This window comes from Pandoraea pneumonica (assembly GCF_902459645.1).
In the GTDB taxonomy this organism is placed as follows: domain Bacteria; phylum Pseudomonadota; class Gammaproteobacteria; order Burkholderiales; family Burkholderiaceae; genus Pandoraea; species Pandoraea pneumonica.
The window spans coordinates 1,728,332-1,749,520 of sequence record NZ_CABPSK010000001.1; the positions used below are offsets into that span (position 1 = coordinate 1,728,332).

General features: G+C 63.3%; 23 protein-coding genes. 5 read left to right on the forward strand and 18 right to left on the reverse strand.

Annotated features, from left to right (window positions below):
- Window positions 1-37: 37 nt before the first annotated feature.
- The 5 genes from PPN31114_RS07535 to PPN31114_RS07555 form a co-directional block, all read right to left on the reverse strand.
- Complete coding sequence (locus tag PPN31114_RS07535) at window positions 38-505, reverse strand: cupin domain-containing protein (protein WP_150678781.1); 468 nt, start codon at window positions 503-505, stop codon at window positions 38-40.
- Window positions 495-1,163, reverse strand: a complete 669-nt coding sequence (locus tag PPN31114_RS07540) for a hypothetical protein (protein WP_150678782.1) — start codon at window positions 1,161-1,163, stop codon at window positions 495-497. The genes PPN31114_RS07535 and PPN31114_RS07540 overlap by 11 nt, the downstream gene beginning before the upstream one ends.
- A gap of 47 nt (window positions 1,164-1,210) precedes the next feature.
- Window positions 1,211-3,373 (reverse strand): TonB-dependent siderophore receptor, encoded by a 2,163-nt coding sequence (locus PPN31114_RS07545; RefSeq protein WP_246182428.1) that lies wholly within the window; start codon window positions 3,371-3,373, stop codon window positions 1,211-1,213.
- A 207-nt stretch (window positions 3,374-3,580) separates the two neighbouring features.
- A complete protein-coding gene (locus PPN31114_RS07550; protein WP_150678783.1) occupies window positions 3,581-4,531 on the reverse strand; it encodes a helix-turn-helix domain-containing protein in 951 nt (316 codons plus the stop codon).
- 119 nt (window positions 4,532-4,650) lie between these two features.
- Window positions 4,651-5,547: a LysR family transcriptional regulator gene (locus tag PPN31114_RS07555; RefSeq protein WP_150678784.1), complete on the reverse strand. Its 897-nt coding sequence runs from the start codon at window positions 5,545-5,547 to the stop codon at window positions 4,651-4,653.
- Window positions 5,548-5,796: 249 nt separating this feature from the next.
- Between PPN31114_RS07555 and PPN31114_RS07560 the strand changes: the two genes are divergently transcribed.
- From PPN31114_RS07560 to lysS, 4 genes are all read left to right on the forward strand, one after another.
- Window positions 5,797-6,018 (forward strand): YjiS-like domain-containing protein, encoded by a 222-nt coding sequence (locus PPN31114_RS07560; RefSeq protein WP_150678785.1) that lies wholly within the window; start codon window positions 5,797-5,799, stop codon window positions 6,016-6,018.
- Between the two features lie 155 nt (window positions 6,019-6,173).
- Window positions 6,174-7,278, forward strand: a protein-coding gene (prfB, locus tag PPN31114_RS07565) for a peptide chain release factor 2 (protein ID WP_174987766.1) whose coding sequence is annotated in 2 segments (ribosomal slippage) — window positions 6,174-6,245 and window positions 6,247-7,278 — 1,104 coding nt in all. Because the reading frame shifts where the segments join, the coding sequence is not laid out codon by codon here.
- 3 nt (window positions 7,279-7,281) lie between these two features.
- On the forward strand, window positions 7,282-7,761 hold the full coding sequence (locus tag PPN31114_RS07570) for an Ivy family c-type lysozyme inhibitor (protein ID WP_150678787.1): 480 nt from the start codon (window positions 7,282-7,284) through the stop codon (window positions 7,759-7,761).
- A 15-nt stretch (window positions 7,762-7,776) separates the two neighbouring features.
- A complete protein-coding gene (lysS, locus tag PPN31114_RS07575) occupies window positions 7,777-9,315 on the forward strand; it encodes a lysine--tRNA ligase (protein ID WP_150678788.1) in 1,539 nt (512 codons plus the stop codon).
- A gap of 81 nt (window positions 9,316-9,396) precedes the next feature.
- Here lysS and PPN31114_RS07580 read toward each other — a convergent pair whose 3' ends face one another.
- Both PPN31114_RS07580 and PPN31114_RS07585 read right to left on the reverse strand, forming a co-directional pair.
- Window positions 9,397-10,419 carry a hypothetical protein gene (locus PPN31114_RS07580; RefSeq protein ID WP_150678789.1) on the reverse strand — a complete coding sequence of 341 codons (1,023 nt, stop codon included), beginning with the start codon at window positions 10,417-10,419 and terminating at the stop codon, window positions 9,397-9,399.
- A gap of 120 nt (window positions 10,420-10,539) precedes the next feature.
- Window positions 10,540-11,151, reverse strand: a complete 612-nt coding sequence (locus tag PPN31114_RS07585; RefSeq protein WP_150678790.1) for a hypothetical protein — start codon at window positions 11,149-11,151, stop codon at window positions 10,540-10,542.
- A gap of 339 nt (window positions 11,152-11,490) precedes the next feature.
- On the opposite strand from PPN31114_RS07585, the gene PPN31114_RS07590 reads away from it, so the two are divergent.
- On the forward strand, window positions 11,491-12,192 hold the full coding sequence (locus PPN31114_RS07590) for a glycine zipper 2TM domain-containing protein (RefSeq protein WP_150678791.1): 702 nt from the start codon (window positions 11,491-11,493) through the stop codon (window positions 12,190-12,192).
- A gap of 142 nt (window positions 12,193-12,334) precedes the next feature.
- Here PPN31114_RS07590 and iscX read toward each other — a convergent pair whose 3' ends face one another.
- From iscX to PPN31114_RS07645, 11 genes are all read right to left on the reverse strand, one after another.
- The gene (gene iscX, locus PPN31114_RS07595) at window positions 12,335-12,529 is read right to left on the reverse strand and encodes a Fe-S cluster assembly protein IscX (RefSeq protein WP_150678792.1); all 195 of its coding nucleotides are present in this window, start codon (window positions 12,527-12,529) and stop codon (window positions 12,335-12,337) included.
- 58 nt (window positions 12,530-12,587) lie between these two features.
- Window positions 12,588-12,929 carry an ISC system 2Fe-2S type ferredoxin gene (gene fdx / locus PPN31114_RS07600; protein WP_150678793.1) on the reverse strand — a complete coding sequence of 114 codons (342 nt, stop codon included), beginning with the start codon at window positions 12,927-12,929 and terminating at the stop codon, window positions 12,588-12,590.
- Window positions 12,930-12,952: 23 nt separating this feature from the next.
- A complete protein-coding gene (hscA, locus tag PPN31114_RS07605; protein ID WP_150678794.1) occupies window positions 12,953-14,830 on the reverse strand; it encodes a Fe-S protein assembly chaperone HscA in 1,878 nt (625 codons plus the stop codon).
- Window positions 14,831-14,917: 87 nt separating this feature from the next.
- Window positions 14,918-15,448 carry a Fe-S protein assembly co-chaperone HscB gene (hscB, locus tag PPN31114_RS07610; protein WP_150678795.1) on the reverse strand — a complete coding sequence of 177 codons (531 nt, stop codon included), beginning with the start codon at window positions 15,446-15,448 and terminating at the stop codon, window positions 14,918-14,920.
- A gap of 110 nt (window positions 15,449-15,558) precedes the next feature.
- The gene (locus tag PPN31114_RS07615; protein ID WP_150678796.1) at window positions 15,559-15,828 is read right to left on the reverse strand and encodes a DUF3565 domain-containing protein; all 270 of its coding nucleotides are present in this window, start codon (window positions 15,826-15,828) and stop codon (window positions 15,559-15,561) included.
- Window positions 15,794-16,117, reverse strand: coding sequence for an iron-sulfur cluster assembly protein IscA (iscA, locus tag PPN31114_RS07620; RefSeq protein ID WP_150678797.1), 324 nt, complete (start codon window positions 16,115-16,117; stop codon window positions 15,794-15,796). Before iscA ends, PPN31114_RS07615 begins: the two co-directional genes overlap by 35 nt.
- Window positions 16,118-16,154: 37 nt before the next feature.
- Window positions 16,155-16,562: a Fe-S cluster assembly scaffold IscU gene (gene iscU, locus PPN31114_RS07625; RefSeq protein ID WP_150678798.1), complete on the reverse strand. Its 408-nt coding sequence runs from the start codon at window positions 16,560-16,562 to the stop codon at window positions 16,155-16,157.
- A gap of 18 nt (window positions 16,563-16,580) precedes the next feature.
- The gene (locus PPN31114_RS07630) at window positions 16,581-17,804 is read right to left on the reverse strand and encodes an IscS subfamily cysteine desulfurase (protein WP_150678799.1); all 1,224 of its coding nucleotides are present in this window, start codon (window positions 17,802-17,804) and stop codon (window positions 16,581-16,583) included.
- Between the two features lie 31 nt (window positions 17,805-17,835).
- Entirely contained in the window at window positions 17,836-18,360 is a 525-nt protein-coding gene (gene iscR / locus PPN31114_RS07635; protein WP_058379418.1) for a Fe-S cluster assembly transcriptional regulator IscR, read from the reverse strand.
- A gap of 116 nt (window positions 18,361-18,476) precedes the next feature.
- On the reverse strand, window positions 18,477-20,576 hold the full coding sequence (locus PPN31114_RS07640; RefSeq protein ID WP_150678800.1) for a site-specific recombinase: 2,100 nt from the start codon (window positions 20,574-20,576) through the stop codon (window positions 18,477-18,479).
- Window positions 20,577-20,674: 98 nt separating this feature from the next.
- Window positions 20,675-21,151, reverse strand: coding sequence for a low molecular weight protein-tyrosine-phosphatase (locus PPN31114_RS07645; protein WP_174987769.1), 477 nt, complete (start codon window positions 21,149-21,151; stop codon window positions 20,675-20,677).
- Between the last annotated feature and the right edge of the window lie 38 nt (window positions 21,152-21,189).

Consider the following 21,189-nt stretch of genomic DNA (forward strand, 5'->3'; position numbering starts at 1 on the left):
GAATCAAGGACACGCCGATCGACCAGCCACCGCGCTTTCACCCGAACGGCTGTGCCGAGCGCCGCGTGCGCCCAGTGGGCGTGACGAACGCCAGCACCGCCGGGGCGATCACCCGCACCCGGTGCCAGCAGCGCGAAGGCACCACCGCCAACCGGGGCGCGGCAATCTCCAACGTGCGCGTGACACCGGCGAGATCGACGTAATCGATCGCCAGCGTGCCGCGCGCCACCATCAGCAATTCGTCGCCCGCTTCGTGGCATTCCCAGACATCGGCATGCACCGACGCGTCGTCGGGCGCATCGAACATGCCGATCATCCGGCGCGCGCCGCTGCGTGTCGCCAGCGTGGCAAGCATGTCGTCGTCATAAAGACCGAGCAACGCGTCGCGCCCTGTGCCGCAAGCCCATGGCAACCGCGCCCCAAGCGCGCGCTCGCCTTCGTCGCCATCGCCCGCGTTATCGATGTTATTGACGCTATTGACGTTATTGACGGCGTCACTGCCCATGACCGGTCTCCCCGGCATTGGCAAACGACACCTTTGCCGACACATGACGCGGCCCCATTACGCGCTGTCCGGTCAGCACAATCGTGCGCATGGCTTCGGCCCAGCCTTGCATCGAGGCGAGTGCGACCTCGGCGTGTACGACACTGGTGCCCACCGAACTGGCACGCTTGGGTGCCTTGCCTGCGGGCCACGCGCGACGCAATTCGTCATCGACGGGCGTGTCGTGGAAGCCGCCGCTCATCGTGATGTCGAAGGCGAGTGTCGATGGCTTGCCGCGACCGGCATCACCCGCGTCGCCGGTGCAGTACGCCATGCCCGACACGCCAAAGCGATGCTCGCCTTCGGACACAATGCCGCTCACCTGAAAGACCCGCGACGATGCGCCGTCGCGTGGGGCCAGCACCAGTTCGATCGGCAATGGCCCTTCGCCTTCGAGTTGATAGGTGCCGCGTAGCGTCGTGGTCATCACCGGCGATGCGGCGCAAAGCGATGCTGCTTGCGCGGGCGAAAGCGTAGACGTCGGCGTTGAGATAGACGTCGATGTTGACCTTGGTGTCGGCTCTACCGTCTGTGCGGTCGCGACCATCGAAATGCCTGCCAGCGCCGCCGTCAGCCATGCGCCCGTCGCGCGTCGAATGATGTGAACGGGTGTTGTCATGAATTTTTCCCTTTTCGAAGTTATCGGCATGCCATTGCCCGGGGCGGTCAATAGTCCGTGCGAAGCGTCAGCATTACGCTGCGCGGATTGCCGTAGTGGTTGTTCCAACTCGCGTTCGACAAGCTCTGGTAGTAGCGCCGGTCGAACACGTTGTTCACGTTGAGCGACGCGCTCACATGCTTGTTGTAGCGATACCCTGCGCGCAGATTGAGCGTCGCGTAGCCGCCCTGACGCAGCACAATCCCGTTGGACGTGGCCGACGTCTCGCTCTGCACATCCACCCCGCCGCCCACGCTCCAACGGCGCCCGTCGAACGGCAGTTGGTAATTGGTCCACACGCGCAGCAAATGCCGGGGCGCGAAGTCCGCGAACGACTGCCCTTGCATCGCGGCGTCGGTCAGGTATCGGGTCGTGTTGAAGGTGTAGCCCGCGAACACGTTCCACGCCTCGGTGATCTGCCCGCTCGCCTGCATCTCCACACCCTGACTCTGCACTTCACCCGACGCGATATAGCGGCACGTCGTGCCCACGCAGGGCACGCTCGGATCGGTCTGCGCCCGGTTCTTCTGGCGGATGCGGAACACGGCCAGTGACACATCCATCGCACCGTCGAACAATTGCCCCTTCACCCCCGCCTCATAACTCGCGCCGGTAATCGGCTTGAGCAAGTTGTTACCCGCGTCGAGCACGGTCTGCGGCTGGAAAATGTCGGCATAGCTCGCGTACAGCGACCACTGGTCGTCCAGATCGAACACCAGCCCGCCGTACGGCGTCGCCTTCGCGCCAGTACGGTAGCTGCTGGCCGGAGCGTGTTGATCCCACCACGACACGCGCGCGCCGAGCACCAGCGTGAGCGGCTGCGCGAGGCGAATGCGCCCCATCGCATAAGCCCCGTTCTGCACGGTGCGCGTGGGCGTGACGCTCGAAAACGGGCCGGTCGCGGGCTCGGCAATCGTGTTCGGATCCCAGCGGTAGATATCGACCGGCGTGCCGTTGATCGACGGCATGAGTGCCGCGCTGCGCTGCTGGGTCGTGGCTTCGAGCCGTTGCAATCCGAACAGCAAATGGTGCTCGCGGTCGAACAGCTTCACCGGCCCGTCGACCTGCAAATCCACGCCCGTTTGCGTGTTGTCGAAGCGGTAGGCCGCGCCGGTCAATTGACTGCCCGCACCGGTCGCCGGATTGATCGCCCCGAAGGCGACGCCGTATTTCAGATCGCCGCCCGCATCGAGATAGTTCGCCGAGAGCTTGGCGGCCCATCCGCTGCCGAGCTGCTGTTCCAACGTGCCGAAGACGCGCGTCTCGGTCCAGTCGAAGGTGTCCCACGACGAACCGAGAAAGATCGAGCGCGGCAAATTCAGATCGCCGCCCTTCGTCGAGAACGGCACGCCCGCAAGGTTCGGCGTCGACGTGGTGCGTTGATGTTGCACACCGACGCGCAACAGCGTGGACGACGTGAGATCGGCCTCCGCCACGCCATAGACCGTGGTGGCGTGCTGTTTGCCGAAGTCGTAGTACGTGCGCTGCCGGTCGTCGGAGACGGCGACACGCGCACGCAGCGAACCGCTTTCGTTGAGCGGGCCGCCGATATCCGCCTCTTCGCGATAGCGATCCCAACTGCCCAGCGTGACGGATGCCGACGCGGCAAATGTCTTGCCCGGGCGCTTGTGCACGAGGTTCACCAGTCCGCCCGGATTTCCCGTGCCGTGGAAGAGGCCCGTCGAGCCGCGAATGATTTCGACGCGCTCGTACGGCGTCATGTCTTGCGGCCCGGCGGCGGTGTTCGCCATCAGTACGGGCACGCCGTCCTGCTCGAACGCGTCGAGCTTGAAGCCGCGCGAATAGAACGCGGTGGTCAGCAGCACGTAGGGCTGCACCGTGATACCGGGCACTTGTTGCAGCACGTCTTCGATGGAGTGCGCGCCTTGCTGCTCCATCAATTTTTCGTCGACGACGGTCACCGTTTGCGGCAAATCGCGCACGGACGGCGCGAGCTTGCCGAGCACGGAGCCTTGCGCAGCCGCATCGCGCGTAGCCGTCGCGCTGACCTGCGTTGTCGGCAGCTCGGTGCTCTCAGGCGCTTCCTGCGCCATCGCTGGCATCGCGCCCGCCCCCATCACGACGGCCAACGCCGCCACCGCGACGGCACGCCACACCCCGGGCGCCACCGTCGGCATTTCTCTGAAACCACTTGGAATAATCGAAGACATCTGCAGCACACCAACGAGATTGAGAATCAATCCCGCTATCGTGCCGAGGCATCGACACACGCACTCGCGCTTGCATCACCAACGCTGGCGATGGCGTCACGAATGCGGTCGTCGGACAGCACCTGGACGCCGCCACAATGTCGAAGCGCCGCGCACCGAAGGAAAGTGCACGACGCCGATGTGCGCAAACGCTAAGACGCTGGGCGGCTATACACCTTCACGCGTGAGCGTATGAGGTAGCACGCCAAAGCGAGCGCGGAAGGCTTTCGAAAAGTGCGAGTCGGTATAGCCGCACCGCCACGCCGCCTCGCTCACGCTGATGCGATGCGCGCTGAGGAGTTCGAACGCTTTGGTCAAGCGGCGCTCGCGCACGTAGCCATGTACGGTCGTGCCGAATTGGTCGCGAAAGCCTTCACACAGTTTGTTCACGTTGATGCCGACGGTGCGCGCAAGTTGTGGCAGTGAGGGAGGTGTTTGCAATTGTTCGTCGAGGAGATCGCGTGCAGCCAGAAGTGCTTTGCGTAGCGCGGTCTCGCGCGCGGACTCACGCTGAACCGTGATCGTGTCGGGTGCGAAAGCAGCGCAGCGCGCCAACGCCTCAAAGGTTTGACCAACGAGGGCAAGCCGCTGCCAAGGGGCGTCTGCGTCGGGCGAAATCGCGGTGCTCCCCGCCACGCCGGTTTCCGGCGGCGACGCCATCGCATTCGCCCAACGCCACTCGTCGGCGCTCATGGCGCGCGTGAGTACGGCGCTATCGTTCGCCCATTCGCCTGCTGCATCTGCATCGCGCCAACGATGCGTCAGCGCCGTGGCGTCGAGTCCGCACGTGGCTCGTAGATACGCCTCGGACAAGCGCACGCTGCAATACCGCAACGCGCCCGCGTGTCGGTACTCGTTATCGATATCGAACGACGTCGCGCCAAAACACACGCTGACGCTGGCGGCCCCCGCCGTGAGCAGCGGCTCCCCGCAAGCGCCCCATCGCAACGTGCCATCGAGCAGAAACACGATCTTGATGTCGCCCGCCGTCAGCGATTCGCGCACCGACTCCCCGGCACGCGCGTGCTGGACGCCCTGCGCAATCGACAGACCGTCGACATCGAACGCGCGACGCCACGGTGTCGATACCTCATAGCCAGCGGTGGATGCTTGCGACATTGCTATTCCGCCATCAAATGTTAATGAGACACATTATCATTTGATGGCGGAACTTAGGCAATGACGACGCACCGCTTTCGCATGCCGTGAGACCTTGGCGCGCGCTAAGTCCGCATACTTCAGACCACTGGTGCCTCAGCCACGTATTCGCGCATCACACGCAGAAACGCTTCGCGCGCCGGGTGCACATCCACGCCGCGATGACGCACGAAGAAGTTCGGCACGGCCGCCAAATCGTCAAGCGCATGGCCCACGATGGCCGCTTCCTGCCGATAGCGCAGATACACACCGCGCGGCACGAGCGAGTACCCCACGCCCGCCCCGACGCACGCCACGATAGTCGCGTAGCTGCCGTAGCTCAGAATGCGCCCGGGCGTGACGGTATTCGCCGCGAGCCATTGCTCCATCGTGGCGCGATACGGGCACCCCGGCGGCCACATCAGCAGCGTGGCCCCCGCCAGATCCGACGCTTCGTGCACCGTGTCCGCACGCGCGGGCGCCACCAGCACGATGGGTTCTCGATAGATTTCGTCGGCCACGACCAACGCCTGTGCCTGCGCTTCCAGACAGGCCGTGCCTGCGATGAGCGCCGCGTCCACCCGGCCGTGCTGAATCTCGTCGAGCAAGTTGAGCGAGGTGTCCGTCACCAGATTGAGCCGCACCTTCGGGTAAGCGGCATGAAAGCGCGCGAGCACTGCCGGTAAACGCGAGGTCGCCGACGATTCGATCGCACCCAGCGAAAAATCGCCCGCTGGTTCGCTCATGGGGTTCAGCGCGGCGCTCGCCTCACGCGAAAGCGCCAGAATCCGGTCGGCGTACCCCAGCAACGTGCGCCCGCTCGGCGTGAGTTGCAGACGCCGCCCCTGCCGGTGGAACAGTTTCACGCCCACGGTGTGTTCGAGCGAGCGAATGCGAGCGGTGACGTTCGATTGCACACAATGCAACGCTTCGGCTGCGCCCAGCACACTGCCCTCGTCGACGATGGCCTTGAAGGTCTGAAGTTGCAGAAAATCCATGAACGTCTCCCGGCCCCGGGGCGCGAAAACAGCAAAGAAGGATCGAATCGCCGAAGCGAACTGACGAGGCGATTTGACGAAGCTTAAGCGACGCGCCGCAACACTTCAATAATAGTGAACAAAATCGCTTCAACATTTCACTTTTTTAGCGCATCGGAAACGCTTACAGTTCGGGTTATCCCTAGTGCGACGTTTGCCAAGGCATCCCGCCCGCCGCCAAACCCCGCCGCTCCCGAAGGAAGTCACATCATGTTCCGCCCTCTGTCCGCCGCTGCTAACGTCAACACCTTCGCCCCGGTGGTTGCTGCGCCGGTCACGCCGCTCGGTCTGTTTTTCCGCGCCATGGATCAATGGCGCGCGCACTACGAACAGACGCTGCAAGCCCAAGCGCTCGCCTCGCTCGACGACACGTCGCTCGCCGATGTCGGCTATACGCGCGATGCCTTCGGCTTGCGTCATCGCGCAAGCTAAGCGGTTGCCGCGCAAAGCGTGGGTTTAAATCAGTCGGTTTAGGTCGGTCGCTTTAAGTCGGTCGGATTCCACCGAAAGTCGCCAAAAGGCCCCGGATTGGGGCCTTCGCTGCGTTATAATCGCGGTTTTCACCGAATTCGCACCTGTCACCACACATGGAAGCCGAACGCCTAAACGCACTTGAATCCCTCCTCGCCGACCTGCGCACCCGCGTCGGCGAGCTCAGGGGGTATCTTTGACTTCGATGTCAAGCAAGCTCGCCTGACTGAAGTCAACAAAGAACTCGAAGACCCGAACATCTGGAACGATTCCAAGCGTGCGCAAGCACTGGGCAAGGAAAAGAAAGCGCTCGATAGCATCGTCACGAACCTGACCGAGCTCGACGCTGGCCTTTCCGATACGCAGGAATTGTTCGACATGGCCCGCGAAGAGGGCGATGAAGACTCGCTGCTGGCGCTGGAGAGCGACACGCAAGGTCTCGCCGCCCGCGTGGGCGACATGGAGTTCCGCCGGATGTTCAACAACCCGGCCGACCCGAACAACTGCTTCATCGACATCCAAGCCGGCGCTGGCGGCACCGAGGCCAACGACTGGGCCGGTATGTTGCTGCGCCAATATCTGCGCTACTGCGAACGCAAGGGCTTCAAGGCTGAAGTGCTCGAAGTGTCGGACGGCGACGTCGCCGGCATCAAGAGCGCCTCGCTCAAAGTCACGGGCGACTACGCCTACGGCTATCTGCGTACGGAAACCGGCGTGCACCGTTTGGTGCGCAAGTCGCCGTTCGACTCGTCGGGCGGCCGTCACACGTCGTTTGCCAGTCTGTTCGTGTACCCGGAAGTGGATGATTCGATCGAGATCGACATCAACCCGGCCGACGTGCGTACCGACACGTACCGCGCGTCCGGCGCGGGCGGTCAGCACATCAACAAGACCGACTCCGCCGTGCGTCTGACGCACATCCCGACCGGCATCGTCGTGGCCTGCCAGAACGATCGTTCGCAGCACCGCAACCGCGCCGAAGCGTGGGACATGCTCCGCTCGCGTCTGTTCGAACACGAGATGCGCAAGCGTCGCGCCGAACAAGACAAGCTCGAGTCGAGCAAGACCGATGTGGGCTGGGGCCATCAGATTCGCTCGTACGTGCTCGATCAGTCGCGCGTCAAGGACCTGCGCACCAGCGTGGAAACCGGCAATACCGGCAAGGTGCTCGACGGCGATCTGGACGACTTCATCTCCGCGAGTCTCAAGCAGGGAGTGTAAGGAATGGCGTTTGTCCGCACGCTAGCCGTGTGGGTGGTGGGTGCGATGTGTTTGCAACGCGCCGCCATGGCGGGCCCGGCGAGTACGCCGGGTGCGCCGGGTCCAAGCCCCGACACGGGGCCGTATCTGCACGAACTACTCAAGCGCCCGGATTTTTCGGGCGCTTATACGCGCATCGTGGCGCCGCGCAACCTGCCGTCGTGGGTGCGCCAGGGCGGCACGTCGACGCCGTCGCAACGCGTGAGCGTGGCGGGCAAGCCGTGGCTGCTCGTGCAAAGCTGCAAGCCGCACGACTGCCCGAGCGAGTATGTCCATATTTTGTATGAACCGCGCTCGCAGTCGATCGCGGCGTTGTTCGTGCGAGACCCGAGTGCCGCGGCTAACGCCAGCGTGCATCAAGATCGCACGGAACTGATCTGGCTGGGCTCACCCGACGGCTCGCTCAAGAACGCCCTGCTCCACACACTGCGCTTTACTGAATAACCTATCGTTCGCACCATGACCGATCAAAACACTCCGGCCCAAGACCAGGCCAACGACGCCGCGCAAGACGACAACAAGCTCATCGCAGAGCGTCGCGAGAAACTTCAGGCACTGCGCGCCGAGGGCGTCGCTTTCCCGAACGATTTCCGTCCCGAGCAGCACGCCGGCGACTTGCAGACGCGCTATGCCGATGTGCAGAACGAGGCGCTGGAAGCCGAGCCCGTACCCGTGTCGGTGGCCGGTCGCATGATGCTCAAGCGCGTGATGGGCAAGGCCGCGTTTGCCACCGTGCAAGACGGCAGCGGTCAGATTCAGTTCTTCATCAGCCGTGACGACGTGGGCGTCGATTCGATGACCGCCTTCAAGGGCTGGGACATCGGTGACATCATCGCCGCCACCGGCACGCTGTTCCGCACCCGCACCGGCGAACTGTCGGTCAAGGTGAAGGAACTGCGCCTGCTCGCCAAGGCGCTGCGTCCGCTGCCCGATAAGTTCCACGGCCTGTCGGATCAAGAAACGAAGTACCGCCAGCGTTACGTCGATCTGATCACGTCGCCGGAGACGCGCAACACGTTCCGCGCACGCGCTAAGGCCATCTCGTCGATTCGCCAGTTCATGACCGATGCCGAGTTCATGGAAGTCGAGACGCCGATGCTGCACCCGATTCCGGGCGGCGCCGCGGCCAAGCCGTTCATCACGCACCACAACGCGCTTGATATGCAGATGTATCTGCGCATCGCGCCTGAGCTGTATCTGAAGCGCCTGATCGTCGGCGGCTTCGAGCGTGTGTTCGAGATCAACCGTAACTTCCGCAATGAAGGCGTGTCGCCGCGCCACAATCCGGAATTCACGATGATGGAGTTCTACGCGGCCTACACGGATTACCGTTGGCTGATGGACTTCACCGAGTCGCTGATTCGCCGCGCCGCCGTCGACGCGCTCGGCACCGCGACCATTCAATACCAAGGCCGCGAGCTGGATCTGGCCAAGCCGTTCCATCGCCTGACCATCGTCGAAGCGATTCGCAAGTACGCACCGGAGTACACCGATGCGCAGCTGGCCGATATCGAATTCGTGCGTGGCGCGCTGGTGAAGTACGGCGTGAAGGTCGATGCACCGCAGTTCAAGAACGCCGGTCTGGGCGCGCTGCAATTGGCGCTGTTCGAAGAAACCGCCGAGAGCCAACTGTGGGAGCCGACGTTCATCATCGACTACCCGGTGGAAGTGTCGCCGCTCGCACGGGCATCGGATACGGTGCCGGGCATCACCGAGCGCTTCGAGTTGTTCATGACGGGCCGCGAGATCGCCAACGGTTTCTCGGAGTTGAACGATCCGGAAGATCAGGCCGCGCGCTTCCGTGCGCAGGTCGAGCAAAAGGATGCAGGCGACGAAGAAGCGATGTACTACGACGCCGACTACATTCGCGCGCTCGAGTACGGCATGCCCCCGACGGGTGGCTGCGGTATCGGCATCGATCGCTTGATCATGCTGCTCACCGACAGCCCCAACATCCGCGACGTGCTGCTGTTCCCGCACCTGCGCCGCGAAGACTAAGCGTCACGAACGCCTGTCTGATCGGTACGTAAAAATGCCGCAGCGATAAAAGCTGCGGCATTTTTCTTTGCGGGTGCCGGATCAGGGCAAGCCTGTCGTCCTGGGTGTCGTGGACGTGGCCATACGCGCGTCGCATTCCTTGCGATGCTGCGTCAGCGCGTCTCGTTCGGGCGCCCGGGCGTTCTCCGAACGCCACCAATCCCCCGTGCAGGCGCGCTCGAAGACTGATGCCTCGATGGCCGGAATTGGCACCCCATGCGCACTTTTTCGTGCCGCAACGCGCGTTACGTTCGTCAGACAGTTGGCGAATCCTGCGGCGTGACTGTGCAGCGACAATATCCGCGCCACACCGCTCGCCGTGATGAGCTTCGACGGCTCGATGGGCAGGCGACGAATGATGTCCCGTCCTGCCATGCGGTATAGCCCCGGGTTCGGATCGCTGCACCACGTCTCTTCATCGAGTGGCGTCAGCCGGTTGCGCTTCGGTGCCATCGCCCACCAGCCGAGGTCGTATTCCAACGCCGCCATCGTCCCAGGCTGGTAACCATCGCATCGCATGTAGATCGAAGGTATCGAGAGTGCCTCAGCCGTCTCAAATTCGCTAAAGGGAGGGGCGTCGACGCACTCACCCTCACCGTTCGTGCCGTCGCCCAAATTGCCGCCCGACGTCTGCATGCCTTCCATCGCGCCGATCCCCAGACACTCCATGCGCTGCTCCAACGCATCGACGAGCGCCATACCCTCGACACCGTTGGGGCACCCGTCCACCGGGGCCAGCAGGTCAAGCAACTCCACCCAGAGCGCCCCTGCCTTGTGATCGGATAGAAAACTGATGCGGTCCGGCTCGGTATACAGATGCTTGATCGTTCCGCTCTCCGACTGCACCTCGACCGGGGCTTGCATAGGCAACCATGTCGCGCAATCTTCACGGCGAAAACCACTCTCGTCGGGCGCACCGGGTGCGGCTTGCACGTCAATCAGATCGCCAGCAAAGACAATGCGCAGCGCGTCGGGCATCCCCGCACATGCACCGGCATCCGCCGTCGCTGGCGATGGTGTCGACAGCGACGGCGCAGACATTCCCAAAGGGGTTAAAGCAAGCATGCGTTAGCTCCTGTAACGGCATCGAATTGTGCCGCCAAGGAGTCTAGGTTTCTGCGCACTCCGCGTTATCGCGTAACTGACCGGCGCTACGCGAAACGAGAACGCCGCCGACGCCGATGCTCAGAAAGCCGGTTGACCGCGATACGCGGACGGCCATCCGCCATCGAGCCGTAGCCATGTGCGTGAAATCGGATGAATCGAGCCATTCGACGCTTCCTCGACCAACTGACGCAACGCCAGCGACGAGAGTGTCTTTTCGTCAGTAGGAAACGCCACGAGAAACGTGCGATTCACCGCCACGGCGGCAAATTCGCTTACGCCGAAGTGCGCCTTCATCGACTCATAGAGATTGCCCAACACCAGCGCGCCTGCCGGTGCCAGCCAGTTGCCGCGCGAGCCGCCGAAATGCGTGCCGTCGTCGAGACACGCAATGCCGAAATCGAAGTGGCGTGCGTTCCACGCGCGAGACAGGTTGCTGGCGGCGTGCGCAAACACGTCTTCGAACGTCATACCGGCCGCCGTCAGATCCGCGCCTTGTAAGCGGCGCAGCCCCTGCGGGCCGTCCATCACCAGCGTGAGAAACACGTCGTCGGAAAAGGGTTCGCTCACGTCGCCATTCGGATCGCACTGATCCACCCACGCCCCCGGGACAACGTACGGATACAGGTGAAGGTGATTGGCGCTATCGAGCGGCGTATCCAGCGGTGGCAAGGTATCGAAGGTATCGGTCATGGGTCGCGTCGAGATCTGTTTCATTTGTTAGGACGTTCGGGGGCACGGCAAGTGCCGCACTTGGGAGACATCCGAAAAATCCTTTGCATTTCATTCACTTACGCCACCAACTACGCACCGTGCGGCCGGTCCGGCACGCGAAACATCTTACATCGCGTTACAAAAAGAAACGGTTGCCGCGCTTGCGGTGACGGACACTTCTCGCATGCGAGATCACTCGATGCGCACCGTGAACGCTAACACGGTGTCATCCAGATGCAGCGGATTCCGATGCATCTGCCGACTGAGAAAGGTCTGGATAGAACGGTGACTCGCCAACCGCACGATGGAGAAAACAACATGGATAACGATCTGCAACCGCGTCGCATGCATCCGCTGATCGCTGCTGCCGCTGGCAGCATCGTGGTCGTCAGCTTGCTCGGTGTCGCCGCCATCACCGGCGTGCTGCCCTCGGCCAAGAGCACCAACGGCCCCACGCCGACGAGCGACAACTCGCAATACGCGCTGACGCCGCCGCAAACGCAGCCCACGGCTGCCCAGCAGGCACAACAGGCCCAGCAAGCTCAGCAAGCCCAACAACGGGCCCAGCAGGCTGAATACGCACAGCAGCAGCAAGCGCAGCGTGCCTCTGCCCCGTCGCAGCCGTCCCAGCAGCAGTCGTATGCGCAGCAATCGGCGGCCCCGACACAGCAGCAGGCCGCTACGTGTTCGACGTGCGGCACGGTGCAATCCGTGGAGCCGATCCGTACGCAGGGCCACGCAACCGGTTTGGGTGCTGTGGGCGGTGCCGTCGCTGGCGGCTTGATCGGTAATCAGTTCGGCGCCGGTAACGGCCGCACCGCAATGACCGTGGTCGGCGCGCTCGGCGGCGGTCTGGCGGGTAACGAAGTCGAGAAGAACGTGCGCTCGGATACGGTCTACCGCGTCTACGTTCGTATGGACACCGGCAAGACCCGTTACTGGACGTATCAGCAAGCCCCTGGCGTGCAGCCGGGCGACCGTGTGCGTCTGGAGAACAACGGACTGGTGCGCGCCGGTTAAGCCCACCGGCTAGTCTTCAGTGCCATCGCGGCGCCCCTCAGGAAGGCACCGCCTTGGCACCATCGCTACCGTGTCGCACGCTTCGCAGAAACACAAAAGCCGCTCATTCGAGCGGCTTTTGTTTTACCAGCGTCTGCAACGATCAGCGCGCTTCGTCGATCCACGCCATCTGGATCGCTTCCAGCACCTTTTCACCGGCGCGGTCGGGCGAATCGTCGAAACCGTCGAGCGCCATCACCCACTGGTGCAGATCGGTAAAGCGCACGTACTGCGGGTCGACATCGGGATGCGTGTCGGTGAGTGCAATCGCGATGTCCTGAATGTCAGTCCATTTCATGGGGCAAGCTCCTCGTTCTTGTATCGAATCTCACAGGGCGACGCTGCGCAGCGCTCGCTTAGTGATTTTCCTTGGCGTGGTTGATCGTGTACTTCGGAATTTCGACCACCAGGTCGGTATCTTCCGGCATGCGCGTCTGGCACGACAAGCGCGACGTCGGCTCCAGGCCCCACGCCTTGTCCAGCAGATCCTCTTCCTCGTCTTCCGCCGATTCGAGCGATTCGAAGCCCTCGCGCACGATCACGTGGCAAGTGGTGCACGCACACGACTTTTCGCAGGCGTGTTCGATTTCGATGTCGTTGGCGAGCAGCGCATCGCACACGGTGGTGCCCGGTGCAACCTCCAGCACGGCGCCCTCGGGGCACAGCTCTTCGTGAGGCAATACGACGATTTGTGGCATGGCTTGCAGTTTCCGTGTGTGTCTTACAGTTTGTCGATGTCCGCCACGCGCCGGCCGGCCAGCGCTGCGCGGATGCTCTTGTCCATGCGACGCGCAGCAAAGGCGTCGGTCGCCTGCGACAGCGTCTCGGTGGCCGTCTTGATCGCGGTCTGATCGTCGCCCGACGCCTTCTGGCGCAGGTCGGCCAGCAGGCCGTCGATCTGGGCACGCTCGTCGGCGTCGAGCAATTCGGGGTCGGCAGCCAGCGCGCTGTCGATCGCGACGAGCAGGCGCTCGGCGTCCACTTGCTGCTCACGCAAGGCGCGGGCACGCATGTCGACTTCCGCCGAACCGAAGCTGTCTTGCAGCATGCGGGCGATGTCGTCGTCGGCCAGACCGTACGACGGCTTCACTTCGATCGAAGCCGCCACGCCCGAATGCATTTCCTGCGCCGCCACCGACAGCAAGCCGTCGGCGTCGACTTGATACGTCACGCGAATGCGCGCAGCGCCAGCCGTCATCGGCGGAATGCCGCGCAGCTCGAAGCGGGCCAGCGAGCGGCAGTCGGCCGCCAGCTCACGCTCGCCTTGCAGCACGTGAATCGCCATGGCCGTCTGGCCATCCTTGAAAGTGGTGAATTCCTGCGCGCGGGCGACCGGAATCGTCGCGTTGCGCGGGATGATCTTCTCGACCAGACCGCCCATCGTCTCGACGCCGAGCGAGAGCGGAATCACGTCGAGCAGCAGCCACTCGTCGCCATCGGCCTGATTCCCAGCGAGCATGTTGGCTTGCACGGCGGCACCGAGTGCCACCACTTGATCCGGGTCGAGGTCGACCAGCGGCTCACGGTCGAAGAACGCTGCCACGGCAGCGCGCACTTGGGGCATGCGCGTCGCGCCGCCCACGAGCACCACGCCCTTGACGTCTTCCGGGCCCATGCCCGCGTCGCGCAACGCCTTGCGCATCGGTCCGATCGTGCGTTGCACGAGCGGTGCGCCTAGTTCGGTGAATTGGTCGCGTGTGAGTTTGAGCGCAATCTGGCGCTCGCCCGACAACGTAAGTGCGATGTCCGCCACGTCCGCATCGGTCAGGGCTTCTTTCGCCGTGCGAGCGTGATCGAGCAGCGCGCGTACATCTTGCGGCGTCAGCGAACCGGCTTCGATACCTGCGGCACCGACAGCCCAACGGTAGATCGCTTGGTCGAAATCGTCGCCACCGAGGGCCGAATCGCCACCGGCTGCGAGCACTTCGAACACGCCCTTCGTCAGGCGAAGAATCGAGATATCGAACGTGCCGCCGCCCAGATCGTAGACGGCGTACAGGCCTTCGGCGGCGTTATCCAGTCCGTAGGCAATCGCGGCAGCGGTCGGCTCGTTGAGCAGACGCAGCACGTTCAGACCGGCCAGACGCGCGGCGTCCTTGGTCGCCTGACGTTGCGCGTCGTCGAAATAGGCGGGTACGGTAATCACGGCACCGACGAGGTCGTCGCCCAGCGTATCTTCCGCGCGCTGACGCAACGTGGCGAGAATCTCGGCGGATACTTCCACCGGGCTCTTCACGCCGCCTGCGGTGTTCATCTGCACCATGCCGGGCGCGTCGACGAAGTCGTACGGCGCATTGTCGGCATGCGCCACATCGGCCAGGCCCCGGCCCATGAAGCGTTTGACGGAAACGATGGTGTTGCGCGGATCGGTCGCCGCCGCTGCTTTGGCGTCGTAGCCGATCTGGGTGCGGGGGCCGCCGAGGTAACGCACGACGGACGGCAGCAAGACGCGGCCCTGATCGTCGGGCAGCACTTCAGCGACACTGCTGCGCACGGCGGCCACGAGGGAATGCGTGGTGCCGAGATCGATGCCCACGGCGAGTCGCCGCTGGTGCGGCGCGGGGGACATGCCGGGTTCGGAAATTTGCAGAAGGGCCATGGCTTTGCAATGCGGGCGGCGCGTGTGGCGCGCTCGCCCTGTTCTCAAGCGGTTCTCAGAGTCATGTGACGGCGCCGCACCGGGCCGTCACGCGTTTTCCAGCATTTCGATGCGCTGCGCGATATCTTCCTCGGCGCGCGCAATAAACATCAGTTGCCGTACGGCCTCGGCCGCCGGTTGCCACGCGGCGCTATCGAGCCAGTCGCCCAGCTTGGCCAGGCGGGTACGGCGATCGTCGCGCAGCGATTTCGCCAACGCGTCGAGTGCGCCGACATTTCGAGCGGCCACGGCGTCGTCGATGGCTTCGCGCCATTCCATCTGCTGCATCAGGAAATCGGGGGCCATCGCGGTGTTGTTCTCCGCGCCCACGTCAATGCCCTGCAACGTCAACAGATAGGTGCCACGCTGCAACGGATCGCGCAGCGTGCGATACGCGGCATTGGCCTGCGCCGCCCACTGCATCGCGACGCGGCGCTCGGCGTCGCTCGCGTTGGCAAAGCGATCGGGATGCACGCGCGACTGCACCGCCCGGTAGGCGGTTTCGAGCGCCTCGATGTCCAGCGCGAAGCGCTGCGGCAACTCGAACAGCGTGAAGTAGTTGTCAGTCAATGCAGTCATCGCACACTCATTGCCCGCCCTTTGCATCGGGGTCAGGCCGTAAAAAAAGCGGCTCGCGCCGCCTTGTTGCCTACGCTACTGCCGCTCCGGTTGGCCGGAGCCCATCTCGCTCAATCTGCCCGCGCTGCAACGTCGGGGGTGTCGGGCGGTTCACCGCGCAGGCACTTGCGACACGTCAGCACACTGCCAATCATCGCGTCGCGCCCCGCGGCGCTTTGCGTCCACGTCCGGATCTGCCACGGAGGCAGATGCCGGACATGCTGCCCGTGGCCACACGCCAGCCGGGCCACCCACTGGCCTTCGTCGTCTTGACGAAAGCCGGTGATCACGCGGGCCGGCGCGTCCTCAGACGCGGAACGACTCGCCGCAGCCGCACTCATCCTTGACGTTCGGGTTGTTGAAGCGGAACCCTTCGTTCAGACCTTCGCGGGCGAAATCCAATTCGGTGCCGTCGATATACGGCAGGCTCTTCGGATCGATGATCACCTTCACGCCATGGCTCTCGAAGACGGTGTCTTCGGTTTCCACGTCGTCGGCATATTCCAGCTTGTAGGCCAGGCCCGAGCAGCCGGTCGTCTTCACGCCCAGCCGCAGGCCCACGCCCTTGCCGCGCCGCGTCAGATAACGCGTAACGTGCTGCGCAGCCTTCTCGGTCAATGTGACAGCCATCTTTGCCTGTTCCTCGTTAAGACTGAATACGACGGTCTTAGGCTGCCTTGGCAGCTTCGGCCGTCTCGCCGTGCTTCTGCTTGTAGTCGGCCACGGCCGCCTTGATGGCGTCTTCGGCCAGAATCGAGCAGTGAATCTTCACCGGCGGCAGGGCCAGCTCTTGCGCGATCTGCGTGTTCTTGATGTCGAGCGCTTGATCCAGCGTCTTGCCCTTGACCCATTCGGTCACCAGCGACGACGAGGCAATGGCCGAGCCACAACCGTAGGTCTTGAACTTGGCGTCTTCGATCACGCCCGATTCGTTCACGCGAATTTGCAGCTTCATCACGTCGCCGCAAGCCGGTGCACCGACCATGCCGGTACCCACCGCGTCGTCGCCCTTGTCGAACGAGCCAACGTTACGCGGGTTTTCGTAGTGATCCAGAACTTCCTTGCTGTAAGACATGGCTAACTCCTTGAATGCTCAGTGTGCGGCCCACTGGATCGAGCTGATGTCGATCCCGTCCTTGTACATTTCCCACAGCGGCGACAGATCGCGCAGCTTGCCGATCTTGCCCTTGAGCAGTTCGATCACATAATCGACTTCCTGCTCGGTCGTGAAACGACCCACCGTGAAGCGAATCGAGCTGTGCGCCAGTTCGTCGTTACGACCCAGCGCGCGCAGCACGTACGAAGGCTCGAGCGAGGCCGACGTGCACGCCGAACCCGACGACACCGCCACATCCTTGATCGCCATGATGAGCGACTCGCCTTCGACAAAATTGAAGCTGATGTTCAGGTTGTGCGGCACACGTTGTTCCATGTCGCCGTTCACATAAACCTCTTCCATCTCCGTCAGACCGCGCAGCAGACGATCGCGCAGCATACGCACGCGCTCGTTTTCCGTGGCCATCTCTTCACGTGCCAGACGGAAAGCCTCGCCCATGCCCACGATCTGATGCGTGGCCAGCGTGCCCGAACGCATACCGCGCTCGTGACCGCCGCCGTGAATCTGGGCTTCGATACGCACGCGCGGCTTGCGGCGCACGTACAGCGCGCCGATACCCTTCGGGCCGTACGTCTTGTGGGCCGAGAATGCCATCAGGTCGACTTTGAGCTTGCTCAGGTCGATGGGCATCTTGCCCGTGGCCTGGGCGGCGTCGACGTGGAAAATGATGCCCTTTTCGCGGCAGATTTCACCGATCGTCTCGATGTCTTGAATCACACCGATTTCGTTGTTCACGGCCATGACCGAGACGAGGATCGTGTCCGGGCGCAGTGCTGCCTTGAAGACGTCGAGGTCGAGCAGACCGTCGTCCTTGACGTCCAGATACGTGACTTCGAAACCCTCGCGTTCCAGTTCGCGCATGGTGTCGAGCACAGCCTTGTGCTCGGTCTTCAGCGTGATCAGGTGCTTGCCCTTGCCTTGATAGAAGTGCGCTGCACCCTTGATGGCGAGGTTGTCCGACTCGGTAGCGCCCGACGTCCAGATGATCTCGCGCGGGTCGGCACCCACGAGCTTCGCGACTTCCTCGCGTGCCTCTTCCACGGCCTGCTCGGCGGCCCAGCCGAACGAGTGGCTGCGCGAGGCCGGGTTGCCGAACTGCTCGCGCAGATACGGCAGCATCTTGTCCACAACACGCGGGTCAATCGGCGTGGTGGCGCTGTAGTCCATGTAAATGGGGAGGTTGAGGGTGTCGTTTTTCATGGGGTGCTCCAGGATCGTGCCGTGGCGCCTGTTATGAACGGGCCATATCGAAGACCGAATTGGGAATGCGCGTGGCGATGGTCTGGCTGGTGCCGGGCTCGCGCGTGTCACGCAGCACGGCTTGTTGGGCCTGCTTGCTGCGCTGCTGCTCGACCAAGTCGCGCAGTGAAACGGAATCGAGATACTCGACCATCTTCTGGTTGAGCGTCGCCCACAACTCGTGCGTCATGCAATGACCGCGATGGCCGTCCTGGCCCTTCTCGCAATTGCCCTTGCTACCGCACTGCGTGGCGTCGAGCGGTTCATCGACCGCAATGATGATGTCAGCGACCGTCACCTCTTCCGCGCGGCGCGCCAAGCTGTAACCGCCGCCCGGACCGCGCACGCTTTCCACGATTTCGTGGCGGCGCAGCTTCCCGAACAACTGTTCCAGATAAGAGAGGGAAATTCGCTGACGCTGACTAATGCCCGCAAGCGTCACGGGACCCGCGTCCTGGCGCATGGCCAGGTCGATCATCGCCGTAACGGCGAAACGGCCTTTCGTGGTAAGTCTCATGATGATGCAGGGGATTAATCTCGACTATTTTCGTCAAGTATAAATACCCCACGAAATTAGTCAACTACTTCTGGCCCATTTTTTGCGGAAGTTCCCTCGTCCGTTTGTGAAAAATCTCATTTTTCGGGACGAGCTTCGGGGCTCGCGGTGCGTAGCGGAAACAACAGCACCAGTGGATTGCGCAGCACGGCGCGCCAGATGGCGCGGTGGATTTGCCGACGGTCGCCCAATCGCAGTGGACGCGATCGGAGCGCCATGTGGAATGCTAACGCAAAACTGACGCCGACGTTGAGCAGGGCCATCGACCCAACCCCTGCCACGGCCAGCCAAAGGGCCGAGTCGTGCAGTACCGGGAAGCCCAGCACGCCGATAGATGTCGCAATGGCCCCGGTCGACAACGTCACGTGGCGCACCTCGAACGGCAGTGCGAACGCCGTCAGAATTGCAGGCACCAGCCCGAGCATGAACCCCAGCGTCAGATTGCCGAGCACCGGCGCGATGTGACGGCGGCACCAGTCCGCCAGCCGCGCCGCGCCATTGCGGCCAAATACGAACCGCAGACGACGGTTATAGGCCAGCACGTCGCCAATGCCGTGCAGCGCGAACCAGTTGTCCGCCCACCCCGAGATCAGGCTGGAACACCACAGCAGCACGCCCGTCATGGCGGCAAAGAGCGGCGTCACGCCGAGAATCGAAAACGAATGCAGCGTGGCTTGCGCCTTTTCCGGCGGAATCGTATTCATGCCCAGCGCCGCCGACACGCCCCACTGCACGAGCAGACAGAACGGAAACACCATCGCCAGATTGCCGAAAATGGCCGCCGCCTGCGTACGCACCAGGGCGATGACTTCGCCAACGAAGGCATCCATGCCCGCCGGGGTATCCACGTCGTCGAGCTTGCTGGCAATCGCCGGTGCCGTCATCGCCGGCTGCTTGGTCGCCAGCGTGAAGTGGCAAAAGTGCATGAACAGGAAGCACAACGCGTAATTCGCGCCTGCGAGAAAGCCTTCGACGATGGTCGGCAGGTGCGCGCTCGTGATCAAAAACTTCACGTAGACCGTCACCACGGTGACCAGTCCGCCGCCACACGCCATCTTGAGCATCGATAGATACTCGCTGCGATTGCGGGCGATGTAATGCTCGCCCGTCTCGGCGCTTCGCTCGACCACCTTGCGTGCCAGCAGACCAAACGACGTGCGCGCCAGTTCGCCTACGCTCTGGCTCGCGCGATTTGCACGCACCAGATCTGCCACTAATCGCACGCGCGCCGTTGCGTGATCGCTATCGACCAGCCACGCCTCCAGCAGCCGTTCCAGCCGCCGAATACGTGCCTTCGCCCGCTCCACCTGAAACACGATATCGACGCTCACGCCGTTCTCATCCAGATGGGTGTACACCTGCCGCGCCGCGCGCCCGCAATCGTCTAGCAACGCGCGAAACAGGTTGATCTCCTGCACAAAGCGCTGGCTCGGCGGCGTGCCCGGCACGAACTCGCGCCCGGCGTCTTCCAGCCCTTGCATCGCGCGCCCAAGACGGTAGAACGGCGACTCCGTCACGCGCGGATACGTCAGACGCGACCGCACCGCCTGCGACAACCCTGTCGATGCAATCTGATCGACGAGATGATGCATGGCCGCGAGCAAGTCTTCCGCGAACGGATTCCAGTCGGTGTCTTCGTCGTCGGTTTCACCGTAATGCAACAGCGCGATGAGGTCGATGAGTAGCGCGGGTGGCATATCGCCGATCCAGTCTGCCGCGTCGCCATCGGGGAACATCAGCGAGCACAGCGCCGACAGATCGCGGCGTGTGGGCGGCGGCGGAATGAGCGCTTTTTCGATGCGCTCGGCCAGCGCGCCCCAGAACCCGGGCCGCACCGGCATACCGGTATCGCACAGCAAGGAAATCGCGTCGCTGTCGTTAATGACGCTGCGCAACGTACGTGCCACCGGCAACCGCCAATCGGGGTTGCGGTCGAGCATTTGCAGCAGATAACGCAGTCGGGTGTGGGGTCGGTAACGGGCGGCCTCGCCCTCGCCTCGCGATTCGTTGGCGAGCGCGCCGCGCTTTTGCACCCAGTGCGCCAACTCGATCAGCCATTGATTGCGCACGGCCAACGGTGCCGTCGGATCGGCGTGGGCAAGCAGTTCGTCGAGTTGGTGGCCCGCATGGCGCGAGGCACGCCATTTGCGCCAGTAGGACGTGAGGGTGTTGAGCATCTTTCAGGGAAATTCGGGCCGATGTGAGGCGGCGATGGCCCGAATGATAGCCGCTCGCGCAGCGCCACGCCTGCAAAAGCGCGACGCGGCAGCGCGCGTCAGTCCCCTTCGCGAAGGCGGGCGAGCAGCCCGTCGAGCCCGTCTTCGACGTAATCGAGGACGGTTTCAAAGCCCCGTTCGCCGCCGTAATACGGGTCGGGCACTTCGGTCGCGTCGTGACGGGTGGCGAAGTCCATGAGCCGCACGATCTTGTGGCGATAGGCGGCCGGGCACTGCGCCGTGAGATCGGCGACGTTGGCGTCGTCCATCGCGACGATCCACGTAAAGCGCTTGAAGTCGTCCGCTTCGACGCGTCGCGCACGCAACGCGCTCAGGTCGTAACCCCGGCGTGCGGCCGCCGCTTGCGTCCGCGCATCGGGCGCATGGCCGATGTGATAGCTGTGCGTGCCTGCGGAATCGACCGTCACCATGTCGCTCAATCCGGCCTCGGCGAGACGATGGCGAAAGATGCCGTCCGCACTCGGCGAGCGACAAATGTTGCCCATACAAACGAAGAGAACTGACGTCGGCTTCATCGCTGCCCTTCTCCTTCCAAAACTTCCAATGCTTCCAA

Bases quoted from the DNA above. Each gene is read 5' to 3' on its own strand.
- iscX (WP_150678792.1), bottom strand. From the start codon at position 12,529: ATGAAATGGACTGACATTCAGGACATCGCGATTGCACTCACCGACACG.
- PPN31114_RS07615 (WP_150678796.1), bottom strand. From the start codon at position 15,828: ATGAGTGCGGCTGCGGCGAGTCGTTCCGCGTCTGAGGACGCGCCGGCC.
- PPN31114_RS07550 (WP_150678783.1), bottom strand. From the start codon at position 4,531: ATGTCGCAAGCATCCACCGCTGGCTATGAGGTATCGACACCGTGGCGT.
- hscB (WP_150678795.1), bottom strand. From the start codon at position 15,448: ATGACTGCATTGACTGACAACTACTTCACGCTGTTCGAGTTGCCGCAG.
- PPN31114_RS07540 (WP_150678782.1), bottom strand. From the start codon at position 1,163: ATGACAACACCCGTTCACATCATTCGACGCGCGACGGGCGCATGGCTG.
- PPN31114_RS07640 (WP_150678800.1), bottom strand. From the start codon at position 20,576: ATGCTCAACACCCTCACGTCCTACTGGCGCAAATGGCGTGCCTCGCGC.
- PPN31114_RS07535 (WP_150678781.1), bottom strand. From the start codon at position 505: ATGGGCAGTGACGCCGTCAATAACGTCAATAGCGTCAATAACATCGAT.
- iscA (WP_150678797.1), bottom strand. From the start codon at position 16,117: ATGGCTGTCACATTGACCGAGAAGGCTGCGCAGCACGTTACGCGTTAT.
- PPN31114_RS07630 (WP_150678799.1), bottom strand. From the start codon at position 17,804: ATGAAAAACGACACCCTCAACCTCCCCATTTACATGGACTACAGCGCC.
- PPN31114_RS07560 (WP_150678785.1), top strand. From the start codon at position 5,797: ATGTTCCGCCCTCTGTCCGCCGCTGCTAACGTCAACACCTTCGCCCCG.
- iscU (WP_150678798.1), bottom strand. From the start codon at position 16,562: ATGTCTTACAGCAAGGAAGTTCTGGATCACTACGAAAACCCGCGTAAC.
- PPN31114_RS07570 (WP_150678787.1), top strand. From the start codon at position 7,282: ATGGCGTTTGTCCGCACGCTAGCCGTGTGGGTGGTGGGTGCGATGTGT.
- lysS (WP_150678788.1), top strand. From the start codon at position 7,777: ATGACCGATCAAAACACTCCGGCCCAAGACCAGGCCAACGACGCCGCG.
- PPN31114_RS07645 (WP_174987769.1), bottom strand. From the start codon at position 21,151: ATGAAGCCGACGTCAGTTCTCTTCGTTTGTATGGGCAACATTTGTCGC.
- iscR (WP_058379418.1), bottom strand. From the start codon at position 18,360: ATGAGACTTACCACGAAAGGCCGTTTCGCCGTTACGGCGATGATCGAC.
- PPN31114_RS07580 (WP_150678789.1), bottom strand. From the start codon at position 10,419: ATGCTTGCTTTAACCCCTTTGGGAATGTCTGCGCCGTCGCTGTCGACA.
- PPN31114_RS07585 (WP_150678790.1), bottom strand. From the start codon at position 11,151: ATGACCGATACCTTCGATACCTTGCCACCGCTGGATACGCCGCTCGAT.
- PPN31114_RS07545 (WP_246182428.1), bottom strand. From the start codon at position 3,373: ATGTCTTCGATTATTCCAAGTGGTTTCAGAGAAATGCCGACGGTGGCG.
- fdx (WP_150678793.1), bottom strand. From the start codon at position 12,929: ATGCCACAAATCGTCGTATTGCCTCACGAAGAGCTGTGCCCCGAGGGC.
- hscA (WP_150678794.1), bottom strand. From the start codon at position 14,830: ATGGCCCTTCTGCAAATTTCCGAACCCGGCATGTCCCCCGCGCCGCAC.
- PPN31114_RS07555 (WP_150678784.1), bottom strand. From the start codon at position 5,547: ATGGATTTTCTGCAACTTCAGACCTTCAAGGCCATCGTCGACGAGGGC.
- PPN31114_RS07590 (WP_150678791.1), top strand. From the start codon at position 11,491: ATGGATAACGATCTGCAACCGCGTCGCATGCATCCGCTGATCGCTGCT.